Annotated in this window: 20 protein-coding genes; 2 read left to right on the top strand and 18 right to left on the bottom strand. The window is 70.2% G+C overall.

Going from position 1 to position 21,714, the window contains the following annotated elements:
- Positions 1–23 precede the first annotated feature (23 nt).
- From AC0T5L_RS07400 to AC0T5L_RS07365, 8 genes are all read right to left on the bottom strand, one after another.
- Positions 24–935, bottom strand: a complete 912-nt coding sequence (locus AC0T5L_RS07400; protein ID WP_476164635.1) for a type II secretion system F family protein — start codon at positions 933–935, stop codon at positions 24–26.
- 13 nt (positions 936–948) lie between these two features.
- On the bottom strand, positions 949–1,881 hold the full coding sequence (locus tag AC0T5L_RS07395) for a type II secretion system F family protein (RefSeq protein WP_476164634.1): 933 nt from the start codon (positions 1,879–1,881) through the stop codon (positions 949–951).
- 52 nt (positions 1,882–1,933) lie between these two features.
- Entirely contained in the window at positions 1,934–3,259 is a 1,326-nt protein-coding gene (locus AC0T5L_RS07390) for a CpaF family protein (protein ID WP_476164633.1), read from the bottom strand.
- A 47-nt stretch (positions 3,260–3,306) separates the two neighbouring features.
- The gene (locus AC0T5L_RS07385; protein WP_476164679.1) at positions 3,307–3,687 is read right to left on the bottom strand and encodes a TadE/TadG family type IV pilus assembly protein; all 381 of its coding nucleotides are present in this window, start codon (positions 3,685–3,687) and stop codon (positions 3,307–3,309) included.
- Positions 3,688–3,773: 86 nt separating this feature from the next.
- Positions 3,774–4,130, bottom strand: a complete 357-nt coding sequence (locus AC0T5L_RS07380; protein WP_476164632.1) for a pilus assembly protein — start codon at positions 4,128–4,130, stop codon at positions 3,774–3,776.
- Positions 4,131–4,251: 121 nt separating this feature from the next.
- The gene (locus AC0T5L_RS07375) at positions 4,252–5,673 is read right to left on the bottom strand and encodes a CpaE/TadZ family protein (RefSeq protein WP_476164631.1); all 1,422 of its coding nucleotides are present in this window, start codon (positions 5,671–5,673) and stop codon (positions 4,252–4,254) included.
- A 3-nt stretch (positions 5,674–5,676) separates the two neighbouring features.
- Positions 5,677–6,450 (bottom strand): Flp pilus assembly protein CpaB, encoded by a 774-nt coding sequence (gene cpaB / locus AC0T5L_RS07370; protein ID WP_476164630.1) that lies wholly within the window; start codon positions 6,448–6,450, stop codon positions 5,677–5,679.
- Positions 6,451–6,513: 63 nt separating this feature from the next.
- Positions 6,514–7,572, bottom strand: a complete 1,059-nt coding sequence (locus AC0T5L_RS07365; RefSeq protein ID WP_476164629.1) for a hypothetical protein — start codon at positions 7,570–7,572, stop codon at positions 6,514–6,516.
- A gap of 586 nt (positions 7,573–8,158) precedes the next feature.
- Here AC0T5L_RS07365 and AC0T5L_RS07360 point away from each other — a divergent pair.
- Positions 8,159–8,554, top strand: coding sequence for a YkvA family protein (locus AC0T5L_RS07360; protein WP_476164628.1), 396 nt, complete (start codon positions 8,159–8,161; stop codon positions 8,552–8,554).
- Between the two features lie 195 nt (positions 8,555–8,749).
- Here AC0T5L_RS07360 and AC0T5L_RS07355 read toward each other — a convergent pair whose 3' ends face one another.
- A complete protein-coding gene (locus tag AC0T5L_RS07355; protein WP_476164627.1) occupies positions 8,750–9,337 on the bottom strand; it encodes a TetR/AcrR family transcriptional regulator in 588 nt (195 codons plus the stop codon).
- A gap of 104 nt (positions 9,338–9,441) precedes the next feature.
- Here AC0T5L_RS07355 and AC0T5L_RS07350 point away from each other — a divergent pair, with 104 nt between their 5' ends.
- Positions 9,442–9,912, top strand: a complete 471-nt coding sequence (locus AC0T5L_RS07350) for a VOC family protein (protein ID WP_476164626.1) — start codon at positions 9,442–9,444, stop codon at positions 9,910–9,912.
- A 60-nt stretch (positions 9,913–9,972) separates the two neighbouring features.
- Here AC0T5L_RS07350 and AC0T5L_RS07345 read toward each other — a convergent pair whose 3' ends face one another.
- The 9 genes from AC0T5L_RS07345 to AC0T5L_RS07305 all read right to left on the bottom strand — a co-directional run bounded on the left by AC0T5L_RS07345 (position 9,973) and on the right by AC0T5L_RS07305 (position 21,612).
- A complete protein-coding gene (locus AC0T5L_RS07345; protein WP_476164625.1) occupies positions 9,973–10,269 on the bottom strand; it encodes a YciI family protein in 297 nt (98 codons plus the stop codon).
- 140 nt (positions 10,270–10,409) lie between these two features.
- On the bottom strand, positions 10,410–11,093 hold the full coding sequence (locus AC0T5L_RS07340; RefSeq protein WP_476164624.1) for a class F sortase: 684 nt from the start codon (positions 11,091–11,093) through the stop codon (positions 10,410–10,412).
- Entirely contained in the window at positions 11,090–11,860 is a 771-nt protein-coding gene (locus AC0T5L_RS07335; RefSeq protein ID WP_476164623.1) for a hypothetical protein, read from the bottom strand. Before AC0T5L_RS07335 ends, AC0T5L_RS07340 begins: the two co-directional genes overlap by 4 nt.
- 483 nt (positions 11,861–12,343) lie before the next feature.
- The gene (locus AC0T5L_RS07330; protein ID WP_476164622.1) at positions 12,344–14,077 is read right to left on the bottom strand and encodes an outer membrane protein assembly factor BamB family protein; all 1,734 of its coding nucleotides are present in this window, start codon (positions 14,075–14,077) and stop codon (positions 12,344–12,346) included.
- 38 nt (positions 14,078–14,115) lie between these two features.
- Positions 14,116–16,440 carry a TPR repeat domain-containing protein gene (locus AC0T5L_RS07325; protein ID WP_476164621.1) on the bottom strand — a complete coding sequence of 775 codons (2,325 nt, stop codon included), beginning with the start codon at positions 16,438–16,440 and terminating at the stop codon, positions 14,116–14,118.
- A gap of 247 nt (positions 16,441–16,687) precedes the next feature.
- Positions 16,688–17,017, bottom strand: coding sequence for a hypothetical protein (locus tag AC0T5L_RS07320; protein ID WP_476164620.1), 330 nt, complete (start codon positions 17,015–17,017; stop codon positions 16,688–16,690).
- Between the two features lie 253 nt (positions 17,018–17,270).
- Positions 17,271–17,444, bottom strand: coding sequence for a hypothetical protein (locus AC0T5L_RS07315; protein WP_476164619.1), 174 nt, complete (start codon positions 17,442–17,444; stop codon positions 17,271–17,273).
- On the bottom strand, positions 17,441–19,012 hold the full coding sequence (locus tag AC0T5L_RS07310) for a TRAFAC clade GTPase domain-containing protein (protein ID WP_476164618.1): 1,572 nt from the start codon (positions 19,010–19,012) through the stop codon (positions 17,441–17,443). Before AC0T5L_RS07310 ends, AC0T5L_RS07315 begins: the two co-directional genes overlap by 4 nt.
- Positions 19,009–21,612 carry a GTPase-associated protein 1-related protein gene (locus AC0T5L_RS07305; protein ID WP_476164617.1) on the bottom strand — a complete coding sequence of 868 codons (2,604 nt, stop codon included), beginning with the start codon at positions 21,610–21,612 and terminating at the stop codon, positions 19,009–19,011. Before AC0T5L_RS07305 ends, AC0T5L_RS07310 begins: the two co-directional genes overlap by 4 nt.
- Between the last annotated feature and the right edge of the window lie 102 nt (positions 21,613–21,714).

Below are 21,714 nucleotides of genomic sequence, written 5' to 3'. Positions count from 1 at the left end.
TCCCTTGCGAGGGCCCCGGGGCCTCAGCCGCCGAGGATGACACCGAGGTTGACCTCGGTGCCCAGGAACATCGACCCCACGATGAGGATGAGCAGCCCCGGTAGCAGGGTCACCGCGGTCACCATCGTCACCCTCGGATTCATCCGCTGGGCCTTGCGGCGCATGTACTGGGCGTCGGCCCGCCGCATGTCCCGGCTGATGTCCACCAGGGTGTCGCTGAGCGGGGCGCCCAGCTCCTCCGCCTGCTGGATCGCGGTCACGAACTTGCTCAGCGACTCGTTGCGGTTGCGGCGGCGCAGCAGCTCGAACGCCTCCCGCCGCGACGTGCCCAGCTCCATCTGCTGTAGGGCCAGCTTGAACTCGTCGGCGAGCACGCCCGGCATCGAATCGGCCACCCGCGCCACCGCCGCCCGGAAGGACATCCCCGCGCTCACCGTCACCGCGAGCACGTCCAGGAAGTCCGGAAGCTGCGACTGCACCCGGTCGGCCCGCTCCTGGCCCTGCACGTACAGGCTCAGGTCGGTCAGGCCCATGAAGGCCAGCACCACCACCCCGACCAGCGGATTGCCGGCCGCGAACATCAACAGCCCCAGGGAGCCGTACAACGCCACCTCGCCGACCTTGCGCCGCAGGTAGCGCTCCAGGGTCAGCCCGTCGGGCCGCCCCGCCGCCTCGATGCGCTCGGCGATGGACGTCCGTCTGCGCCGGCCCAGGGAGGCCTCCAGCGAGTGCGCGAACGGCCGCCCGACCACCTCGGTGATCCGGTGCAGGACGAACGTGCCGTCGGACCTGGTCCTCGGCGCGCGGGCGACCGGGCTGCTCACCGCCACCCGGGTCTGCGACATGGTCAGGTACAGGCCGTAGCACGCGACCAGCACGACCAGCGCGCTGGCCAGCGCGGCGGCGAGCGGTGCCAGGGACAGGACGTCGTTCATCGGAGGCAGGTCCTCACAGGTCGAACTTGGTGATGCGGGACACCAGCACGAAGCCGATGGCGAACAGCGCGGCCACCACCAGCAGCACCGTCACCCCCGCCACGGACGTGGTCATGACGCGCATGATGCCCGGCTCGATGGCGTTGATCAGGAACAGCGCGCCCACCGACATGAACCCCAGCGCCCACACGGTGCTCGTGGTCTCGCTGAGGATGGTCTGCACCTCGCGCCGGGTCTCCTTGCGGTTCTCCAACGTGGTGGAGATGTTGCGCAGTGCCGTGACCAGGGAGCCGCCCGAGCGCGAGGCCACCACCAGCGTGGACAGCAGCACCCCCAGCTCGCGGGAGGGCATCCGCTCGCGCAGCTCCCCGACGGCCTCCTCGAAGCTGGCCCCCAGCTTCATCGACTCGGCCATACGCCCCAGCTCCTCACCGGCGGGCCCGTCCAGCTCGTCGGCGGCCATCGCCACGGCCGTGGGCAGGGCCAGGCCCGCCGAGGTCGCGTTGCCCAGCACCCGCGCCAGGTCCGGCAGCTGGGAGGTGAACTCCTCGCGCCGCTTGGCCTCGGCCCGGTTCAGGTAGGAGAAGAACAGGAACGCCACCCCGGCTGCCGCCAGCAGGCCGAAGAACGGCGCCAGCACCTGCCAGACCACGACGACCGCCAGCAGCGACCCGCCCACCAGCGCGAGCACGAACGCGGACAGGCGTACCTCCGCGCCCGAACGGGCGATCCTGCGGTACAGCCGTGCACCCCACCGGGTGCGGTAGATGGCCGCGTCCAGCCGGGCCATGGACGTGGACGCCTCGTACTCGGCCTGGTCCAGGGCGCTGCGTGCGGCGATCAGCCGCCGGTGCTGGGCGCTGGCCACGAACTCCCACAGTGACCACAGCGCCAGCAACAGCACCACGGCCAAGCCGCCGAGGATCGCCACGAACTGCCAGTTCACCGGGACTCCAATACGGTCGGGGGACGCGCCCGCACGGGCGCGGGGGAGAGGTTCACCAGCCGCTCCGGGGCTGTTCGTCGGAAACCACCCCGAAGGACGCGGGGATGGCCTCGCCCACGTGGTAGATCCGACTGGCGATGTGCCGGGGCAGCGGGAAGTGCTGGAACTCGCCCTCCACGGCCCGGTTGGGCCCCATGGGCATCGCCGCGAACCGCATCACCGGATCGAGGCGGAACTCCTCGCGCCGCTGGGAGGAGACCACCGCGATCTCGCTGACCCGCCGGGATCCGTCCGGCCAGCGGCCCAGGTGCACGATGGCGTCCACCGCGTTGTTGATCTGGTCGCGGATCGCGTCGTAGGGCACGTTGCTCTCGCCCAGGGTGGCCAGGGTCTGCAACCGGTGGATGGCGTCGTCGGCCGAGTTGGCGTGCACGGTCACCAGTGAGCCGTCGTGGCCGGTGTTCATGGCCTGGAGCATGTCGATGGTCTCCGGTCCGCGCACCTCGCCGACGATGATGCGGTCCGGGCGCATCCGAAGCGCGTTGCGCACCAGGTCGCGGATGGCGATCTCGCCCCGGCCCTCGATGTTGGCCGGCCTGGTCTCCAGCCGCACCACGTGCTCCTGCATCAGCTGTAGCTCGGCTGAGTCCTCGATGGTGACGATGCGCTCGTCGGAGGGCACGAACGTCGACAGCGCGTTGAGGAAGGTCGTCTTGCCGGTGCCGGTACCGCCCGAGACCACGATGTTGAACCGGGACCGCACCATCGCCGCCAACAGGATGCCGGTCGGCGAGTCCAGGCTGCCCATCCGCACCAGCTCGTCGACCGGGTACGGCTTGGGGAAGCGCCGGATGGTCAGGACCGGGCCCGACAGCGACAGCGGCGGGATGATCACGTTGACGCGCTCGCCCGTGGGCAGCCTCGCGTCCACCATCGGGGAGGCCTCGTCCACACGGCGGTTGACCAGCGACACGATGCGGTCGATGGTCTGGTAGAGCTGCTCCTCGCCGTTGAACGCGGCGTCCACCCGCTGCATGCGGCCGCCGCGCTCGACGAACACGTTGTCGGGCCCGTTCACCATGATCTCGGTGACGGTCTCGTCGGCGAGCAGGGGCTCCAGCACACCCAGTCCCAGGGCCTCGTCCACGACCCGGCGGATGAGCATCGAGCGCTCCCGCTCCGACAGCACCGGGCCCTCGCGGGTCAGGATGTGGCCCACGACCTTCTCCAGGCGGACCCGGCGCTGGGCCAGGGTCAGCCTGGTGAGGTCCTCAAGGTTGATCTCCTCCAGCAGGCGCCGCCGCCAGTGTGTGACGCTGCCGCGGTCGGCGCGCCCCTCGACGACGCGGTCCTCCTCCAGGCGGTCCTTCAGGCCCATGGCCACGCTCTCCTTCCCCAGTGCGGGTACGGCGCACCGCTCCCGCCTCAAACATCGGGCATGTCCACGCGCCGGGTCAGCGTCAGGTCGAAACCCACTGACGAGAACACGATCGGCAGCGGGTGCGACACCTCCACGTAGAAGCCCTCGTGGTCGTTGACACCGCTGGTGACGGTCGCCTCCTCCAGCCACGACGGCAGCGCGTCGCGGGCGGCATCTTCAGCACCCCCAGCGCCCTCCAACCGCTCGGTCCCGGCCACCCGCGCTCCGGCCCGGGCCGCGGACTCCAGCCGTTCGACCGCGACGAAGGCCAGGAAGGCCTCGATCGCGATGACCGCGACCAGGAGCAGCACGGGGAAGACCGCGGCGAACTCCAGCAGCGGGCCGCCCCGGTCGCCGTCCCGGCCGGGACGGTCTCCGAGCAGCATCCGCCGCCGCTCCCGGTGCCCGGCACCCCAGCGCCCGCCCGTTCGGCGGGCACGAGTCGGACCGTGGCCCCTGATCGACTCCGTGCTCACGGTGTCACCCCCAGCGGTTCCACCTCTGTGACCACCTTGGCCTCCCCGGTGACGTCCCATGGCCCGGAGGCCCCGGGCAGGAAGATCGGCATGGCCAGGGTCACCTGCGCGAAACGGGAGCCGTCGCGTTCCACGATCTCCACCGTCATCGCCTCCTGGCCGTCCCAGGGCGCCCGAACCCGTTTGCGCGCCTCCTCGTCCACGCGCGCCGTGTCGTCGGGGGTCACGGCGGCCTGGCGGGCGGCCTCGGCGGCGCCGTGTGAGGCGTACATGGCGGTGATGCCGAGCAGCAGAACCTGCCACACCAGGGCCAGCGCCAGCATCAGGAACGGCACCGCGGCGGCGAACTCCACGATGACCCCACCGCGGTCGTCGCGGTGAGGGGAGCGGCCAGCCCGGTGTCGCGTGCCTACGTCCCCGTGGGCGCGGCCCTCCCACCGGTCGGCGCCGCACCGGACCCGGCGGCGCCCGGACTCAGCCACCGAACCCACCGTGGCCCCCCGTGCCCCCGTACGGTCCGGGCCCCGGCCGGTCGCCGTAGGGCGAGCCCAGCGGCGGGACGGAGGAGTGGCCGTTGCCCGCCACACGGACCTGGTCGGGTCCTGAGGCGTTCAGAAAACCGGACACGTCGCGGGTGGAGGGCGTGGCGGCGCGCCGGTCGGAGAGGGAGGCGAAGCCGCCCAGCCCGCCCGGCGGGGTGGGAGAGCCCCCCTTCCCGCCCTGACCGGACTGCGCGGGAGGGCTCAGCAGGTCCAGCTCCGCGGCCAGTCGCGCGAAGGCCTTGCGCAGCCCCTCGTCGGTCACCTTGGTGGGGTCGCCGTTGTTCTCCCCCGGCTCCAGCGCCCGGTAGGCGGCCGGGACCGGCGTGCGCAGCACCCGTGTGCCCAGCAGCTGCTGGAGGAAGTCCGGCTGGATCTCGTTCTTGCGGCTGTGCCGGGTGACCAACGAGTGCACGTCCTCGTGCGCACGTACCTGGAGCCGCTCCCACATGCTCATCAGCCGCTGGGCGCCACGCATCGCGGGCACGTCCGGGGTGACGGTGACGATCGCGCTGTCGGCCAGCTCCACGGCCATCGCGGTGGCCTCGTTCATGGTGGACCCGCAGTCCACCACCACCAGCTCGTAGCGAGAACGCAGCGCGTTCAGCACCCGCCGGGCGGCGCGGGCGTTGACGTCCTCGCCGCGCTCCCCGTGCTCGGGGGCGAGCAGTACGTGCGGCCCGCGCGGATCCACGTACAGGGTCTCCGAGAGCATCCCGGGGGTGATGTCGTCCCCGGCCTCCACCAGGTCGCTGATGGAGCGGCGGTGCCGCAGGTTGAGGAACGCGGGCAGGTCACCGGTCTGTAGGTCCAGGTCGACCAGGCACACCACCCGGTCGGCGGCGGCCGCGACCATCGCCAGCTGCACCGCGCACGTGGTGGTGCCCACGCCTCCCTTGGCGCCGCTGATCGCCACGACCCGTCCGCGCACCCCCGACGCGGGAAGGTCCAGGGAGGCCGACTCCAGGTGGCGGCGCAGGGTCCGCGACCACTCGGCGGCCTTGGTGATGCGGGTCTCCAGTTCGGCGATCCCCGAGTCGTCGGGCATCACCCCGCGCGCGCCGGCCTCCATGGCCCCGGTGAAGGTGTCGGGGTCCATCGTGGGCGAGACCAGCAGGATCGCCAGCTGTGGGTGGCGGTGGGACAGGTCGCGGATGGCGTCGAACACCGGTGCCGGACCCAGGTCCTGGTGGATGAGGACCACGTCGATGTCGGGGAACTCCCCGGCCGCGTCGATCAGCGCCGACGTGGTGGGCCGGGAGGCCACCAGTTCGGCGCTGCCCAGCTCCTCGAAACGCGCGGCGAGCACCATCTCCGACTCGGATGTGGGCATGCCCGCCAGGACACGGAAGTTCAACGTTTACCCCCCATGCGGCACACGCCGCTCGTTGCTCGTATCGCCCTCGTCGGGCGATCCGCCGTCGACGAGGGTGTCGAAGTCCCCGCTACAGAACTCGGAGTCCTCGGGCGTCCCGCCGCCGTCGGCGCTCACCAGGGCCAGCCGCAGCTTGGTGGAGAAGTCCTCCGCGTAGGCGAGCTGGAGCGCGGACTGTGAGTCCAGACGGAAGGTCACCGGAACCACCCCTGCCACCCCGCCGCCCTCGTTCTCCTGGGCGCGCAGCTCACCGATGTCGAGGACCTCCACCTCGGTGATGACCCGCACCGCGCACGCCTCGCCGTGGTCGCGCGGCTGGAAGGTGCCGTAGATGTCCACGAACGACCCGCGCCGCACCTTGCCCGCCACGCCGGTCTCGGCGTCGACCATGATGGCGATCTCGCGCTCACCGGTGGTCAGGGTGGGCTGGGCCTGAACCATGCCGTGCTGTAGGTACACGCCCGCGTCCAGGTGGGAGGCGGCGACGAGCTGCTGATCGGCGGGAGTGTCCACGTCGGACAGGTCGGTGAGGAAGACCTCCGGGTCGAAGTACGTGCTCGGCACCTGGACCCGCTCCACGGAGTCCGTGCCGACGGGCTGGTAGGCGTCGACGTCCTCCGTCAGCCGCAGGACCGTGGCGAAGTCACCGAGGCGCTCCTGCTGGCTGTTGAGGTAGGTGAACACGGAGGCGAACACGGCGACGGCGCCGATAACGGCAACGGCCATGAGCAGGACGCCGCGTCGCTGACGGGGGTTCATAGGGGTTGCTTTTCCGTTTCCAGTGTCGTCGCGGGCCGTCCGTTCGGGGCGCGGGGGCGGTCCCTAGCGGGAGTGGGTCCTGGATGTCTCGGGACGCTGGGCGCGTTCCGCGAACGGCGGGTCCTCCGTGCGGTCGGTGGACGGTGGGGGCGGACGCTTCGGGACGGGCACCGGCCCTGCGGGAGAAGAAGGACGTGCGGGCCCGGGGGCCGGGGCGCCGTGCGGACCGTGACCGTTGACGGGCCGGGGGGCGGTCCGCGGGGTGGAGGCCCGGGCGGCGCTGGCCGAGCAGAAGGGGCAGCGCCGGGCCGACATGGGCTCGCCGCACCAGGAGCAGCCGGAGGCGCGGATGGAGCTGGCGGCGTAGGCCAGGGCCTGGGGATGGGCGCTCAGCGCCACGAACTCCACGTACTTGGCGGTTCCCCAGTACTCGGGGCCCAGGGGCTGCGCGGGCAGGGTGCGGGTCGCCACCGGTTGGATGGCCTGCGGAAGGTTGTCGTCGAAGACACCGGTGATGCCCGGGTCGGGTGTGGAGCACAGCAGCTGGACCGGTTGCACGGGTCGGAAGGGAAGGGTGCGGGCGATGTCGGTGGGGCGCATGCGCCCCACCTGGTGGGTGGGCGCGCAGTAGGCGAGGAAGGACACCGTGGGGGCGTAGGAGCCCATGTGCTGGCGCATCGAGGTGGGGATGGTGGACAGGCCGGAGACCGTCTTGAGCCAGGCTCCCGCGAGCAGGTGCCGCGGCAGTTCGTCGCAGAGCGCGGCGACCATGCCCGGCGGTAGGTAGGGGGCGAGGTAGGCGAGCTGGTCGGCGACCAGGGACAGGGCCAGAGGTGAGAGGTCGGCGCTGATCCCGGCGACGTGGTCGGTGCGCATCGCACCGCGGGCGAAGTTGACCGCCCGCTCGGCGTCGGAGGAGCGCCACGAGGGGTAGAGGGCCACGACCTTGCGGCCCGCGTCGGTCTCCTCCCTGGCGAAGGCGACGAACGCGGCGCTGCGCTCGCCGATACCCTCTCCGCGCATCGCGAACCGCCGGGCCCCGGCCTCGCCCACGTGGCCCGTGCTGGGGATATCCGCCAACAGGGCGACGGTCGTCGCCGACCGAGGTAGGGCTCTGGACACTGGGCAAGCTCCATCGGTTCTGCGCACTGGGGGAGACTGCTGAGCGGCCTCCCACGTCGAAGGTGCCACTCGGACGCATCGTAACGAATGTGTGGCGGAGCGCGGGAGGCCTCGCATTTGTCGCCCTTGCAGGCGAGGTGCGGGGTGGTGGAGGGGTTTGGGGGTGTGAGGTCGGTGGACGTGACTCGGGTGTCGGGACTCCTTGGCTGGCGGAAGGGGATCGGACCGTGTCCGTGTGCGTCTCCGGTCCTCAGCGGGGACGCCGTTGGTGTTGGCCGCATGTGGCCAACACGTGGACAGATTGGCATGTGACCGTTTTCGAGTCGTTTGGGTTTCGTGTCTGGTCTTGATCGTCGAGTGGTCTCCTGTCGCGGTTTGGCGCCTCCCGTCCTTCCGTCTCCAAGGATGCCCTCCCCCTTCCCGCCACACCAGTGCCCTTGGCCAGGTTGTGGACAACTCTTCCCGGAGGAGTGGCCGTACGGACGCGGCGGCGTTCGTCCGCGATTGGACTGGTGCCATGCGGGAACGAATCAGGGAGGATTCGCGTCATATCTTGAGAAGCCACGCGCCCCTGAGGAGGCCAACGATGCGCAAGGCAAATCGGGCCGCGGCCGGAGCCGCCGCCTGGCAGGTCGTCCAGAACACCGGCGGTGACGTCTCAGTGTGGAAGCGCGCCGGTGCGGTCCCACGGATGATCGGCGCCAAGCTACGCGGGCGCTACCCCGAGCTGAGCACCGCCAAACTGCTCGGAATGCTCGTGCTGGCGGTCTACATTATTTCGCCGATCGACTTTGTTCCCGAGCTGTTCATCCCGTTGCTCGGACTGGCCGACGACGTCGGTGTCGCCGTGTGGCTGACCACCATGGCGCTCGGCGAAGGCGAACGCTTCGTGCGGTGGGAGCGCCAGGACCAGGCACAGCAGGCCTTTCAGCAGTCCAACCAGTCCGGTCAGGGCGACCGAACCCACGACGTCCCCGGGTAGGCCGCCCACGGCGTGACCGGCCCCCTCGCCGCCTCGGCCCCGAACCGCTGACGGGCCCCGGCGCGGAGCCTCCAGCCAACCCCGGCCATGCACCCGTAGGGCCCGTGCCCCCCCGGGGGGTGTGGAGAACGCCGCCCCGGGGGAGGGGCGCGGGCTGGAGGGTGTGGGCCGCGCGTGTCGGGGGCCGCGAGCGTGTCAGGGGCCGGGCGGACCCTCGGGAACGATGGTGTCCACCAGCCGGTCCACCAGGTGTTCCACGCCGTCGTCGCTGAGCACCTCGGGCAGGGTCAGGTGCTCCACCAGCAGGCCGGTCATCGCCAGGTAGAGCGTGACCACCGTGCCGCGGTCCCCGGGGAGGCCGCCCTCCAGGTGCTGGCGAACGTTCTCCTCCAGGGTGCCTCGGACGGTGCGCGTCAGCTCCTCGCGGATGCCCGGGTGCCGGTTGGCCTCCAGCCGCAGCTCCAGCAGCGCGAGGTAGCCGTTGGGGTCGGCCTCCACTCGCCGTAGTAGATCGCGCATCCCCAGGCGGATCTGTTCGCGTGAGGGCGTCGCGTCCAGGAACCGTGCCATGAACTCCTCGGTGGGGGTCAGGCGCACGTGGACGTGCGCGCCCGCCTGGAGCAGGAGCTCGGGGCGGTTGGCGAAGTAGTTCGACGCGGTCCCCCTGGGCACCCCCGCCCGGCTGTCCACCGCGAGGAAGGTGAGCCCGCGGGCCCCCTCCTCCGCGAGCACGTCGATGGCCGCGTCCAACAGTGCGCGCCTGCGCTCCGGGTTCTGTCGCATGGCCCGTGGCCTCCTCCTGCGTTGGTGACGAGATATCCGCTTGTGTTACCACTTTAACCTTAGTACTTTGCTTGTAGTTGTAAGTGGCGAACCCTGGAGGAAGCGTGGATATCGAACTCGTCGGCATGGCCGTGCTCTGCGACGATCCGCGGGCCAGCGCGGAGTGGTTCACCGAGCACTTCGGCTTCACCGTCAACATCGACCTCGGCTGGTACCTCAACACCCAGCACAAGGACCACCCCAAACTCTCCGTCGATTTCGTCCTGCGCGACCACCCGTCCACGCACGAGGTCCTGCGCTCGGGGAGGTCGGAGTCGCTGATCGCCTTCCTGGTGCCGGACGTGGACGCCGAGGAGAGGCGTCTGCGCGAGGCGGGGGTGGAGGTGGTCATGCCGCTGGTCAACGAGCCCTGGGGACAGCGCCGCTTCCAGGTCTCGGGTCCGGAGGGGCTCTACGTCGAGGTCCTACAGATGGTCGCCCCCGACCCCCGCTGGATGAGGGACAACGGCCTCGCCGCGGATGCGGATGCGGATGCGGATACGGATGCGGAGGCGAAGGCGGATGCGGAGCGGTGAGCGGGGGCTGGAGCCGGCCGTGCGACCGGCCCCGGCGCGGGTACGCGGGTCCCGGTCGGCTCAGAAGTGCTCGGCCAGCGGGCCCAGCACCGGGCTCCACTCCCGGACCCCGACCTCGGCGACCAGGCCCTGCACGCGGAAGGGGTCCTTCTCGGTCAGGGCGAGCGCCTCCTCCTTGGAGGCGGCGCGGAACAGCAGGAGCGCGCCGGGGGCGTCGTCGGGGCCGAACGGGCCCGAGCACAGGTTGACGCCCTGCTCGGAGAGCTCGTTCAGGTACTCCCGGTGGGTGGGACGGTGCTCGTCACGCGCGGTGGTGCTGTCGGGGGCGTAGGTGTAGGTGATGGCGAAGACCGCCATGGTCGTCCTCCCTGGGTAAGCGGGTCAGGCGGCGGACCGGGACGCCGTCTGGTGCCAGTGGGGCGAGCGGCCGCCGCCGCGATGGCCGACACTGTGCCACAGGCGGACGGGAGACGCGGCAAAGGGGCTGGAAGGGGCGGTCACGCCGGGGGCTCCAACTCGGCGTAGACGACCACGTTGCCGGTGTAGTTGCCGCTGTGCCGCTCGAACTCGCCGCCGCAGGTGACCAGGCGCAGCTCGGCCCGGTTCCCCGTGGAACCGTAGACCCGGTGCGTGGGAAAGGTGTCCTTGTCGTACTCCCGGACCTCGTACACGCTGAACACGGCCTCGGTGCCGTCCGCGCGCGCGACGGCCACCTCGTCCCCGGGGCCCAGCTCACGCAGCCGGAAGAAGACCGCCGGGCCGCTGAGGGAGTCCACGTGCGCGCCCATCACCGCGGGTCCGGCCTGGCCGGGCCAGGGGCCCGACTCGTACCACCCGACCGTGTCGGTGTCCTCGGGTGCCTCCAGCGTCCCGGTGGCGTCCACGTCCAGCGCGACGAGGTCGGTGGAGTCCACGTCGATCGCCGGGATGGTGAGTCCGACGGGTCTGGCGCGGGTCAGGACGGACTCGGCACCGGCCTCCGCGGAGGCCGGCGGCCGGGTTCCGAACGAGGCGGACGGTACTCCGCCGCTCTGCCACAGTCCCGCGGCCATGACCAGCACCCCGAGAGAGGACACGGACCGGGCGGCCGCCGAGCAGATCGCCCGGCGGCCCTGGGACGGTCCGGACCGTTCGGCGTCCGTCGCGTCCGCCCGGCGACCGGTGTCCGGAAGCGCCGTCATGTCCGGGAGCGCAGCAGCTGGCGCCCGGCGACGGCCACGGCCCCCGCCACCGTGATGAGAGCGGCGCCCAGGCCGATCATTCCGGCGCTGGAAATGCCCGCGGTGCCGCCGAAGCCGGTGTCCATACCGCGTTCGGGGGCCGCCGTGAGCGAGCCGCAGGCCGCAGGATGGGTCGCCTCCGCCGGGACCGCCTCGTCCAGGTCGCTCCTGCCCGCGCCGTTGAGGTCGTACTCCCGGTTGCCGTCGGTGTCGATGCCGCGCTGGACGAGCACGGCCTCGCCGCTCTTGATCCGCTCGGCGACGTTCTCGTCGACCTCGAAGGTGCGCTGGTATTCGAGCTTGCCGTCCTCGTCGGCCACGGCCATACGGTCCAGGGCCAGCTTGTGCTCGGCTCCGGTGCCGCCCTCGGTGGTCAGGGACACGGCCTCCGGGCCGTAGAAGGGCATGCCCTCGACCGTGCTGACGAACCCGTCGCCGTCCTTGTCGGAGTCCAGCCCGGGCGGGCACGTGTGCTGACCGCCGATGTGGAGGTGCTGGGCGTGCGGAAGGCCCGGGGCGAGCCCGGTCGCGTGGACCTGGACCGTCATCCTCGTGCCCTGGAGCTCGACGGTGCTGGTGCCGCCGGCCCCGTGCTCGTTTAACGGCTGGATCTGCGCGTGTAGGGCTGTGGTCTCTCCTGCGGGAAGGTCGGCCTGCGCGGGGGCTGCGGCCAGTACGAGGCCCACGGGCAGAGCCAGTGCGGCCGCGGTGGCGGTTGCCTTGTGCATACGGGAGTCTCCTCTGCGATCCTCCCCGTCCCGATGACGTGGAGTTGTGCAGGAAGATGCCCCTTCGCGCCAGATGGGTAACTCCATGTAACGACATAATTACTTTTGGTTGTGCACTGTTTTTGTGTCGACATGGGTGTTTGGAGCGGTTGAGGTGGATCTGGGGTATAGATGCAGGTTTGCGAGATGTCCCGCGCCTACCGTGCGCCGGGAGTCGTACACCGGGAGCCGCCCACCACGCGCCCCGGGGTAGAGCTGGCAGCGGCGCTCCGCCGCAGAGGGCCGCCGCCGCACGCTTCTCCAACCCCCTGGGGCGGCCACCGCTCATGCCGCGTCCCCGGCTTGCACGATGCTGCTCACCGCAAGGCCATGGCCCTCACCCGTCAGGAGAGGCCGTGACGATACCCGCAACGGCCTCGTGGGGGTGTCCACGGGAACGGTGGGGATGGACAGGCGTCCGGGCCAAAGCTCGTGGACAGGGGGTCAGGTGACCGCGACCGCGGACGTGATCACGCCGGACGCGCCCATGTAGACGACGACCGCCCCCGGGACCACACGGATTCCCGCCCATTCGTCCGGTGAAAGGTCCCGTCCCAGGACGTTCTCGACGATGAGGGGAGTAGAACCGTCCCAGGGGTAAGCCGTCAGGGTGGCCGGTCCCGTCCCCTCAGGCCACTCGACCGTATAGAGGTGCCCGTCGGTGATGTCCGTCTTCCGTGACGCCGCCTCTAGGGGCGGCAGTTCCAACGTGTGTGTGGGCAAGCCTTGGGCGTCGGTGAGGGTCAGCGTCGGATCCGACCCCAGGAGCACGCCGTCTCCGATCACGTTCTTCCACAGATCCTCCTCCAGCCGTTCCTCACTTGGACGGGGGTCTTGCCACGTTCCATCGGCGAGTTCCTTACCGTTGCGGGTATCGACGGTGATGTACGCGTCGGAATAGACGTCGTAGTGGTAGAGCACTGTGCCGTCGGAGGAAACCGTGATGGCACTACCCGCGGGGCCGTTCGGGTTCGCGGCGTCGTGTGTCCACAGCAGGTCACCGGTGTCCGCGTCGAAAGCGTGCACCACGGGAACGGCCCCGCCAGCTCCACTGCTCAGGCATCGGACCGACGCGAGGACCAGGTCGTGGGTGACCTCAAGGTCGAGAACGGTGTCCTCCCCATCGGGAACACATTCCGGTGATTCCTCGAACTTCCACAGCAGGGCGCCCGACGATGCCCCGTACACCTCCAGCGGAGCACGCGCCTCCGTCAGCACGACGACGCTCTCGCCTTCCAGGGGATCCGCGTTCTCGGAGTCGTGCGCCACAGGGAAGACCTCGTCCGTCAGGAGCCTCTGGTAATCCTCGGAACGGTGCAGGACCCGGCCGCTCATCGCGTCGAGGGTGACCCGCACCGTCGCAGGGCCGGGGGCGCCATCGGTCGAGGGAGGATACTTCTCGAGTACGAGCGAGTCTCCATCAGGAGCGACCAGAGTCCGTGTGTCCGATCCGGGCGTACGGTAACGCCACAACTCCTCACCGGTAAGTGGATCCACCGCCATCACTCCGTCCCCGAGCTGCAACAGCACCCCCGGGGAGATCGCCTCCAGCCCCCGGACCGCCTCTCGCGGAAGGTCCAGTGCACGCGGCACCCCCTCGGTCTCGTCCGGAATCCCACGGACCGAAGGCTCGACGCTCGCGACCAAATGCTCCGCCCCCGGCCTCGGAGATCGGAGCGCACCCTCGGCCACCACGCCGACTCCGGCAGGAACCACCAGGACCGACATCGAGGCCAGGAACACCACTACCGCTCCACCAGGAACAGCGTGTTCTCTGCGGTCGAGCAGGATCGCGGCCGCCGCGACGAGTACCTGAAGTCCGCCGACCACAGCGGTGACCGCCACGGTCGGCATGAGCCGATACCGCTCCCCAGGGAAGAGTTCGACCTCCGCGTACCCGCTCATGTGGGAGAAGGCGACGGACACGACCAGAACCGCGATCCCCAGAGCCGCCCAGAGAAGGACCGATCTCACCGTGGAAGCCTCATCGGCCTCCGCTCGCACGTCCCAGAGCCAGGTGACCACGAACAGAAGTGTGGCGACCAAAGGCCCGTAGAGCACATACGGCGGAGCTGACACGTGAGACGTTCCGACCCAGGTGAGGATCAGATGGAGGAGCAGGGCCAGGAGGCCGATCAGGCCTCCCAACACGGGCAGGCGTCTACGGACAGTCTTCATGGTTCTACTGCTTCATCCTCGGGCTCCGACCGGCCATGTCAGTTTCGACGTTCAGGATTGATGTGCGTGTTGTACTCATTGGTGTCATCCGCTCGAAGGTTTCCTCCCTCGAACGAGCTGTTTCCATCATCGAATTGCTCCGCGTATTCCCAGGCAAGATTCTCGTTATCTCCATCGAGAACCTCGTCGGCGACGAGTTCAATCAAAGAAGCAGGGCTATTCCCACGGGCACCCACCTCCTCGTAGGAACGGGACACAGAGCCGTCCTCCCTGATGATCTCCCTAGGGAGACTCGCCGGGTCGATCTCACCATTATCGACCATATCGTTCACGAGTTGAAGTTGAATGTCGAAATGAAGCGCATCTCTGCTGTATTGAGGGATATCTTCCTCGGATATACCACCCTCGACCTCGGAGAGGCTGGAATATATATCGGCGTTGCTCTCGATCAGGTGGTTGGCGATCTCCTTGCCGCCATCACCGATCAGGCCGCCCGCATAAGGAATGGGTCCGGCCGCGGAGCCGATGACAATACCCCACCCCCTCTTCTTGATGTCAACCTCCTGCTGGTAAGCGTCCTCTCCGCGCTCGTATCTCCCTGTGGCATAGTTATCGAAAGCGGAATCGAAGAGGTATGTGAGCCGCCCTCCGGAGCGAACGGTCTCCTCAGAAAAATCCTCGTTCTCCAGAGCGTCGTTGAGGACGATGGTGTTCCTGCCCTCGATGGAGGCGTACATGTTGGACGCCGCCTCGGTGTCACCCATGGCTAGTTCCATGAACCTGACCCGGTTCATGTCATCGACCAGGAGAACATTCCCGTCTGGGGCGAAGGCGAACTGGTTCGGACTGGCATCGGTGTGGAATTCGGCACTTCCGGAATCCTGGGTCCCCACACCGAAATCGTCCACGTAGGCGTGGAACACTTCGGCCATGCTCAGCGCGACGTCGGGGTTCACCTCTCCCATGGGGATGTCCGCTCCGCCGTCTGCGTTCTCCACACCGGTGAGGGCCGCGAAGAGCTCCGGGCGCGTGACCGTCTCGATGAACCCCGCCGCAGCATGTCCGGCTCGCTCCTGCCCCTCCGGAGTGCCGTTCAACGTGTCCTCGGCGATCCAGTCAAAGATCCCGCTCGCCGATTCGCCGTCATCGTTCCAGTCGTAGGTGAACAACCCCTCGAGCACGTGGTCGATCATGTCCTGAGGTGTATCGAACCCGTTCGCTTCCAGGGTCGGGTAGGTCGTCTCCCCGTCCGTCTTCTCCGTGTCGGCGAACAAGGGGTGCACGTATTCGCCCGTGAGCAGGTCGTGGTTGGCGTCCCTGTTCCGGGTGGACACGTCGAGGAGGGCGGTGATGTCGTCCTCTGAGTGGTTCATGCCTTCGACCGCGTCGGATGCCGCGAACATGCCCATCGACATCGTCAGCGTGTTGGACAACCCGTATCCGGCCTCCATGTCGTCGCTGGTGTGTCGGAGCAGTTCGGCAAGGCCGTTCGTTCCGTATCCGGAGGCACCGCCTCCGGAGGCCATGAGGAATCCTTCCTCCGCCGCGAATTGCACGCTCTCGGGCAGGTCGTAGTAACCTCCTCCGAGTCCGTGGTCGGAGAGTGCGAGGAGGCCGTCTCCGAGTACACCGAGCGCGTGCTCGCGCTCCTCGTCGGTCAGGTGGTCGCCTTCCATCTGACTTGGGATGCCCAGTACGCCCATGTCAGAGACGTTCTCCGACTCCAACCGGTCGTAGAAGGCGTCGAGGAAGGCCATCTCCTCGCTGTCCAGCGGTTCGCCGTCGTTCTGGGCGTTGCGGGCGTTGGTGCCGATCATGCTCATGACCAGCATGAGTTCGTGGTAGCGCTCGTCCAGCGGCTTGTCTCCGGACCAGTAGGGCGCCAGTTCCTCAGCGGTCTCCTCGGCCGACTCCGGGGACAGGTCGAAGTCGGACTCCATGGACAGGTACTTGTCGGGATCGAGGTTGGCGTAGGCCATGTCGGCGTAGCCGCCGTCGATGAGCTTTTGGACGTTGACGTCGGTGGGACCCTGTACGAGCCTCGCGAAGATGTCGGTCGCGTTCTCCTCGTGGTTGTCCCAGTTGTCCTGTTCCCGCTGTTTGATCTCCTCCAGGTACTCGCTGAGCTCGTCGTAGAGTTCGCGGCACTTCTTGGCGTCGGAGTCGAACCAGTGCGCCGGGTCCGGGGTGGTGGCGGTGATCGTGGTGCCCTGGTAGGCGTCGGGGACCTGCGCGGCCTTGGCCGCCACGGCCTCGTCCCAGTCGTCCCAGATTTCGTCCCGTGTGTCCCAGAACTCTTTGACGTAGTCCGCCCATGCGTCGTTGACGTCCCTGGCGTATCGGAGGTTGACGGCGGCGTCCACCCAGAGCTGGTAGTCCTCGGAGCCCAGGCTCGTGATGTCCCAGGCGATGATGTCGGTGAAATGGGTGGCCGCGGAGTCGAACCCGCCTTCGAGGTCGTCGGCCCTGCCGAGCAGGCGGGCCTCCAGGACCGTGAGGTCCTCACTGACGGGTCGGATGATGCTCTCGAAGGACTCGATGGAGCGGGGGGGAGAAGAAGAGCTGGAACGAGGCCACGGTCTACCTTGCCGATGTGGGGATGAGTGAGGGTCAGTCGAAGTTGATGTCCCGGTGGGATCCCCATGGGGTGTCGTAGTCCTCGGAGGACTCGACGTCGTTCAGGGCGATCTCGCCAGCGCCCGCCTGGATGTTGTCGGCCAGTTGCAGGCCGTGTTCCTGGACGTCCTGGAAGAGGGGGTACATGTCGCTGTTGAAGGCTCCGAAGCCGAGGGAGACGTCCGTGTTGCCCGAGGCGGTCTTGGCGTCTTCCATGAGCAGGTCGAACATGTCGGCGATCCCGGCCATGGCCGATGCCAGGGTCCCGGCGTACTCGCCGCCCTGCATTCCCTCGACCGGGTTGCCGCCAGCCTCTTGTGCCATGTCGGGGGGACTCCTTCGGTCGGGAATGGGGGGTATGGGTGGAGGTGCTTCCGTAAGTTAGCAGTTGTGACCACCGGTGAGTGCGCCGGTACCGGATTCCATGTTCGATGAAAGGCCTGGTCAGGCGGGTCCCGGCGGGTTGCGGCTCTTCAGGGGGAGGTGGCCGGATCCGGACACGGTCCGGCTGCTGTCGTCCAGGGCGCCGAGGCCCAGCGCACGGGTGCCGGGTCCGTCGTTCCGGGCGGGCGGAGGATCAGGAACCCTCGGCGATTCTGTCGAGGGCATAGGTCCACACGCTCTGCACGGTCACCGCGCCCAGCCACACCAGCGCGACGACCGCTGCCACCGTCAGCGCCCCGGTGAGCGCGTAGGTCACCACGGCGACGGTCCGGCGGGCGGCACGGTGCTCCGGTCCCTGGTAGGTCATCGGGTTCCCTCCGCGTACTCCGACTCGGACCGTGCGGGACGGGGGCCCGGAGGCTCCGGGGCGGTCAGCATCGCGGTGAACGCGTCGTCCTCCTCGGCCAGCAACCACCGCAGCAGGGAGCCGAGGCTGGGATCGGCCCGTCCGGTCCCGTCGGTGACGGCCGAGGTCAGGAACACCCGGGCCTCGCCGAAGTCGGCCTCCGCGTCCCGCAGCAGGTTCCCCAGCCCCAGCGTCCGCTCCGCCCACTCCCGGGGGCCCACCCCGTCGGGCGCGACAGCCGTCCCCCGCACCAGGTCGCCACGCGTGACCACCACCGCCAGACGTGTCCGGCCCCGCCCGGGCAGGCGGCCGTGCCCCAACATGCGGTACTGCCGCCGGATCTCGTCGCGCACCGCCCCGTACGCCAGCTCCGGATCACGGGTGTGCGACCGGTCCCCGGCCAGCCGTGACCGCTCCTGGGAGGTCAGCGAACGCCACACCGCCTCGATCCCCAACGGGTCCACCGTCAGCACGAACGTCGACGCCTTGCCCAGATAGGCCAGCTCCTCGGCGGTCACCGACTGGTTGAACCGCTCGCCGGCCGCGTCGAACAGCTGCATGAGCAGGGTCCTGCCCCCCGAACCCACCCGCACAGTCAATCCCCGCACCTCGCGCCCGGGCGGTGTGGGCGGGGTCCGCGCCGACAGCATCCGCTCACAGTCCCGCAACCGCCGCACCGCCTCCTCGCCCACCGGCTCCACGTACGCCTCCGGGGCCCTGCGCGCCGCCTGCGCCAGTGCGAGGTGCATACCGGTCACCAGCCTCGTCTTGCCCGCGCCCGTCCCCCCGAACAGCGGCAGCACGAACTCCCTGGCCTCGCCCGGACGGTGCTCCAGGCTCCGGTCGCAGTGCGGGCAACGCGCGTCCAGGTCCGCCGACCCCAGCAGGAGCAGCGTCGGCAGACGCGCCCCGCACAGGCACCACCGCCGCCACAGCCCCCGTCCCCCGGGCCGGATGGAACCGTGCCGCCGACCGCACCGCGCGCACAGGTACGCCGGGTAACCAAGCCGCAGGAAGCATCCCGGGCACACCATCCGGATCCGGCGCAGCAGCAACAGCCCGGAGTCGGCCAGCCGGAGCGCACCGACGACCGTCCACGCCGCGGCCAGGTACGCGCCCACCACCAGGGTGTGGACCAGCAGGTGCGGCAGCAGGAACACGCTCCACGGCGCCGCGACGGTCCAGCACCAGCCCAACACCGCGCGCAGGTCCCACCAGGCAGGACCACCGTGGTAGGAGCGGTAGGCGGGGTCGTCCCGGCTGCCCGGCAACGGCTCGTTCGGATGGCCGCCGCCGAACATCACCGCGTGTGTACGGCGCAGGTACAGACCCACCAGGACACACCACCCGGTCACGACGGCGGTGCCCCCGAAGACCACCACGGCGCTCACCAGGCCCGCGAACAGCCACCACCGCAGCAGGTAGACGACCACCAGGGCAAGGAGCGCCCCGACGGCCACCAGCAGCGCCGTTCCGATCTGCGCGCCGCCGTCGTCGCTCCGTGGTCTCAGGAACACCGTGCGTCTCATGACCGCCGCCCGCCGGCCCACAGGCCCATTCCGAGCAACCCGCGTCCGCGGGGCCCGCGCAACCGTTGGGTCCACTCGTCGAAGTCGCCGCCCGAGTCACGGGGCAGTTGCCTGCGCATCCTCGCCACGTGGCGCCGCCGCCATCCGGCCACGGCGGGCGAGAGCACCGACGCGTCCAGGTACTGGGAGCGCCCGTGCCCGGTCAGCGCCTCATGCCCGGCCGCCCGGTACACCAGCGCCGCCGTGGCCGTGTCCGGCCGTTCGTCTGCCAGCCGGAGGGCCACCGCCCCGCAGTAGGCCTCGAACACCTCCACCGGGCAGTTGCGCAGCGCCTCAGCCAGTGACGCGCACCGACGCCATCCCAGCAGCATCCGCACCACCAGCCTCCGGACGACCTCCTCCACCACGGGATGGGTGTCCGTGGCGGCCCCGTACACGGCGTCGAGCCGGTCCGGTCCCCGATCGTCCCCGGCGGCACGCAGCGCGACCAGGGTCGGACGGACCCGCGCCCACTCCGTCACCACGCGCTGGCCGGACTCCGGCAGCCGCTCGCGCAGCCAGTGCCGGGAGACCTCGTACACGAGCTCCCGCCACTCCCGTTCCTGGCCCGTCGCGGGCGGGAACGTCATCGCCTCGGCCACCCAGTCGCCCACCTCCGGCGCGACCAGGACCCCGGGCCGCAGGACGTGCAGGGTCAGCAGAACGGCCCGGGGTCCGTGGCCCGGCCCCCAGACCCCGGTGAGCAGGTCCTCGTCCACGTCGTGGTCGGCGAGGCCGGGAGCCTTGGCCGCACGCCCCTCCCGGCGCACGGACACCACATACGACAGCAGGCCCGGAAGGTCCGCGCGGCTGTCGGCCCCCAGGATCCGCAACTCACGCAGGGAGGCGCTGGAACCGTCGCGGTCATCGGCGAACAAGGCACCCACCGGCCCGGTCGCCAGGACGGCCAACCGGTCGCGTGGAAGCTCCGTCAGCCCCGCCGCCGCGCCCCGCCGCATTCCGGGGTGGGCGGTCACCAGGGTGCGTATCGCCGGATCGGGGAGGCGGGAACCGGCCAGCAGGGGTGCGAGGACTTCGCCGCCGTAGCGCTCCAGGCTCGCCGCGGGAGGTGCCAGCCCGCCCGCGCGTGCCCAGCGCAGCAGCTCCACGGCACGGTCGGGGCAGACCTCGCCCCGCTCCCCGTCCAGCAGTGAGGCGACACGGTCACGCGCCGCCCCGCGCACCGACTCCGCCCGCATCGGCGCCACCGGTGGGGCGGGCCTGCCCGCGGCGATGTCGTCCAGGGAGCGGCGCACCATCACGCGTTCGAGCCGCTCGGTCACCCCGGCCGTACCGCCCAGGTGGTGTGCCACCTGCTGCAACCCGGCCAGGGCCTCGTGGTCCAGGGCCGCGTCCGCTGGTTCCCCGGCCCCGGCCTCCCCTACGGCCGCGCACGCCGACCCGCCCAGCGCCGAAATCCCCCCGCGGACTCCGTGCGCCGCCCTGACCAGGGTCCTGCCCGCCGGTTCACAGGCCGGGCCGCCGACGGACACGCCCGGGACGTCCTCGCGCGGCCGCGCCGACGACGCGGCGTCGGCGTCCAGGACCCGGTGGACCAGCGCGGCCGCGTCCTCCGGCGCGAGCCATTTCACCGCCTTCGGCAGCCACTCGCGCACCGTCCTCAGGTCCCTCCCACGCGGGACGGCACCGTCCAGCAGCGCCGCGGCGGCCAGTACCGGTCGCCAGTCGGCCAGGGGCCCCTCCCGGCCCGATGCGTACAGCTCCGCACGGCGCCACAGCGCCGCCGCCCGCCGCGTTCCCAGCCTGGCCAACCGGTCGGCCACCGCCCACGCCCGTGCCTCGGGCTCGGACAGCATGTCCACGGGGTCCGAATCCGGGGCGTACACCGTGAACCGGCCCTCCCACAGCGCAGTGTCCGTCCCCGGGGGCACACCGATGACGTGCACGAGCGCCTCGTCGGGGTTGCCGCAGTAGGTGGCGAACGACAGCAGCCGTGCCCGTCGCGGCGAGAACAGGTGGCTCAGGGCGGCCACCCAGTACGCCACGGACGCGCTGTCGGCCACCAGCACCAGTGGGCGCGCGCCGTCCACGGCGTCGTCGGCGGCGAGCAGCAGCCGCGCCACCATCTCCGGAGGCCATCGCCGGACCCACGCGTCGGTGCGCTCCCGGTCCAAGGGACCCGGGCCGACCTCCATCTCCGACAGCTCCGGCAGCCCCGACAGGTCGGAGGTGCCCACCGGCGCCTCCGCCCAGAAGTCGGCCTCCCACAGTTCCGCGGGCAGTGGACCCGTTCCCCCCGACCCGGAGGCCACCAGGCTGTGCGCGAAGTAGTTGCCCGGGCGGCCCGACGGATCGTCCCCGCTGGAGACCACGCGGCTCAGCACCGGAACCCCTCCAACGTCGGGCGAGTAGCAGAGGTTGACCGGGTGGTCGTCCACGCGTTCGTGCGTGTACGACCTCGGCGGCTCGTACACGGTGAACCGCTCGACCTCCCGCAGGACCCGGGGATCCACTCCGGGCGTCGCCGCGTTGAACTGGTAACCGGCGTAGCCGGACAGGCCGTGTTCGCACGAGGTGTAGTACAGCTGAGCGAAACCCATCGGTACGCCCTTCCGTTCGGTCTGGTCGTTCGTGGGGGCCGACGCGGCCGGGACCGCCGCGGGCCGGAGCGGGTCAGTGGCCGAACCGGTCACCGGAAGCCG

The sequence above is a fragment of the Nocardiopsis sp. TRM 82005 genome (genome assembly GCF_056312425.1).
Note: the sequence above shows the minus strand (reverse complement) of the source record. Positions and strands in the feature narration are given on the sequence as shown.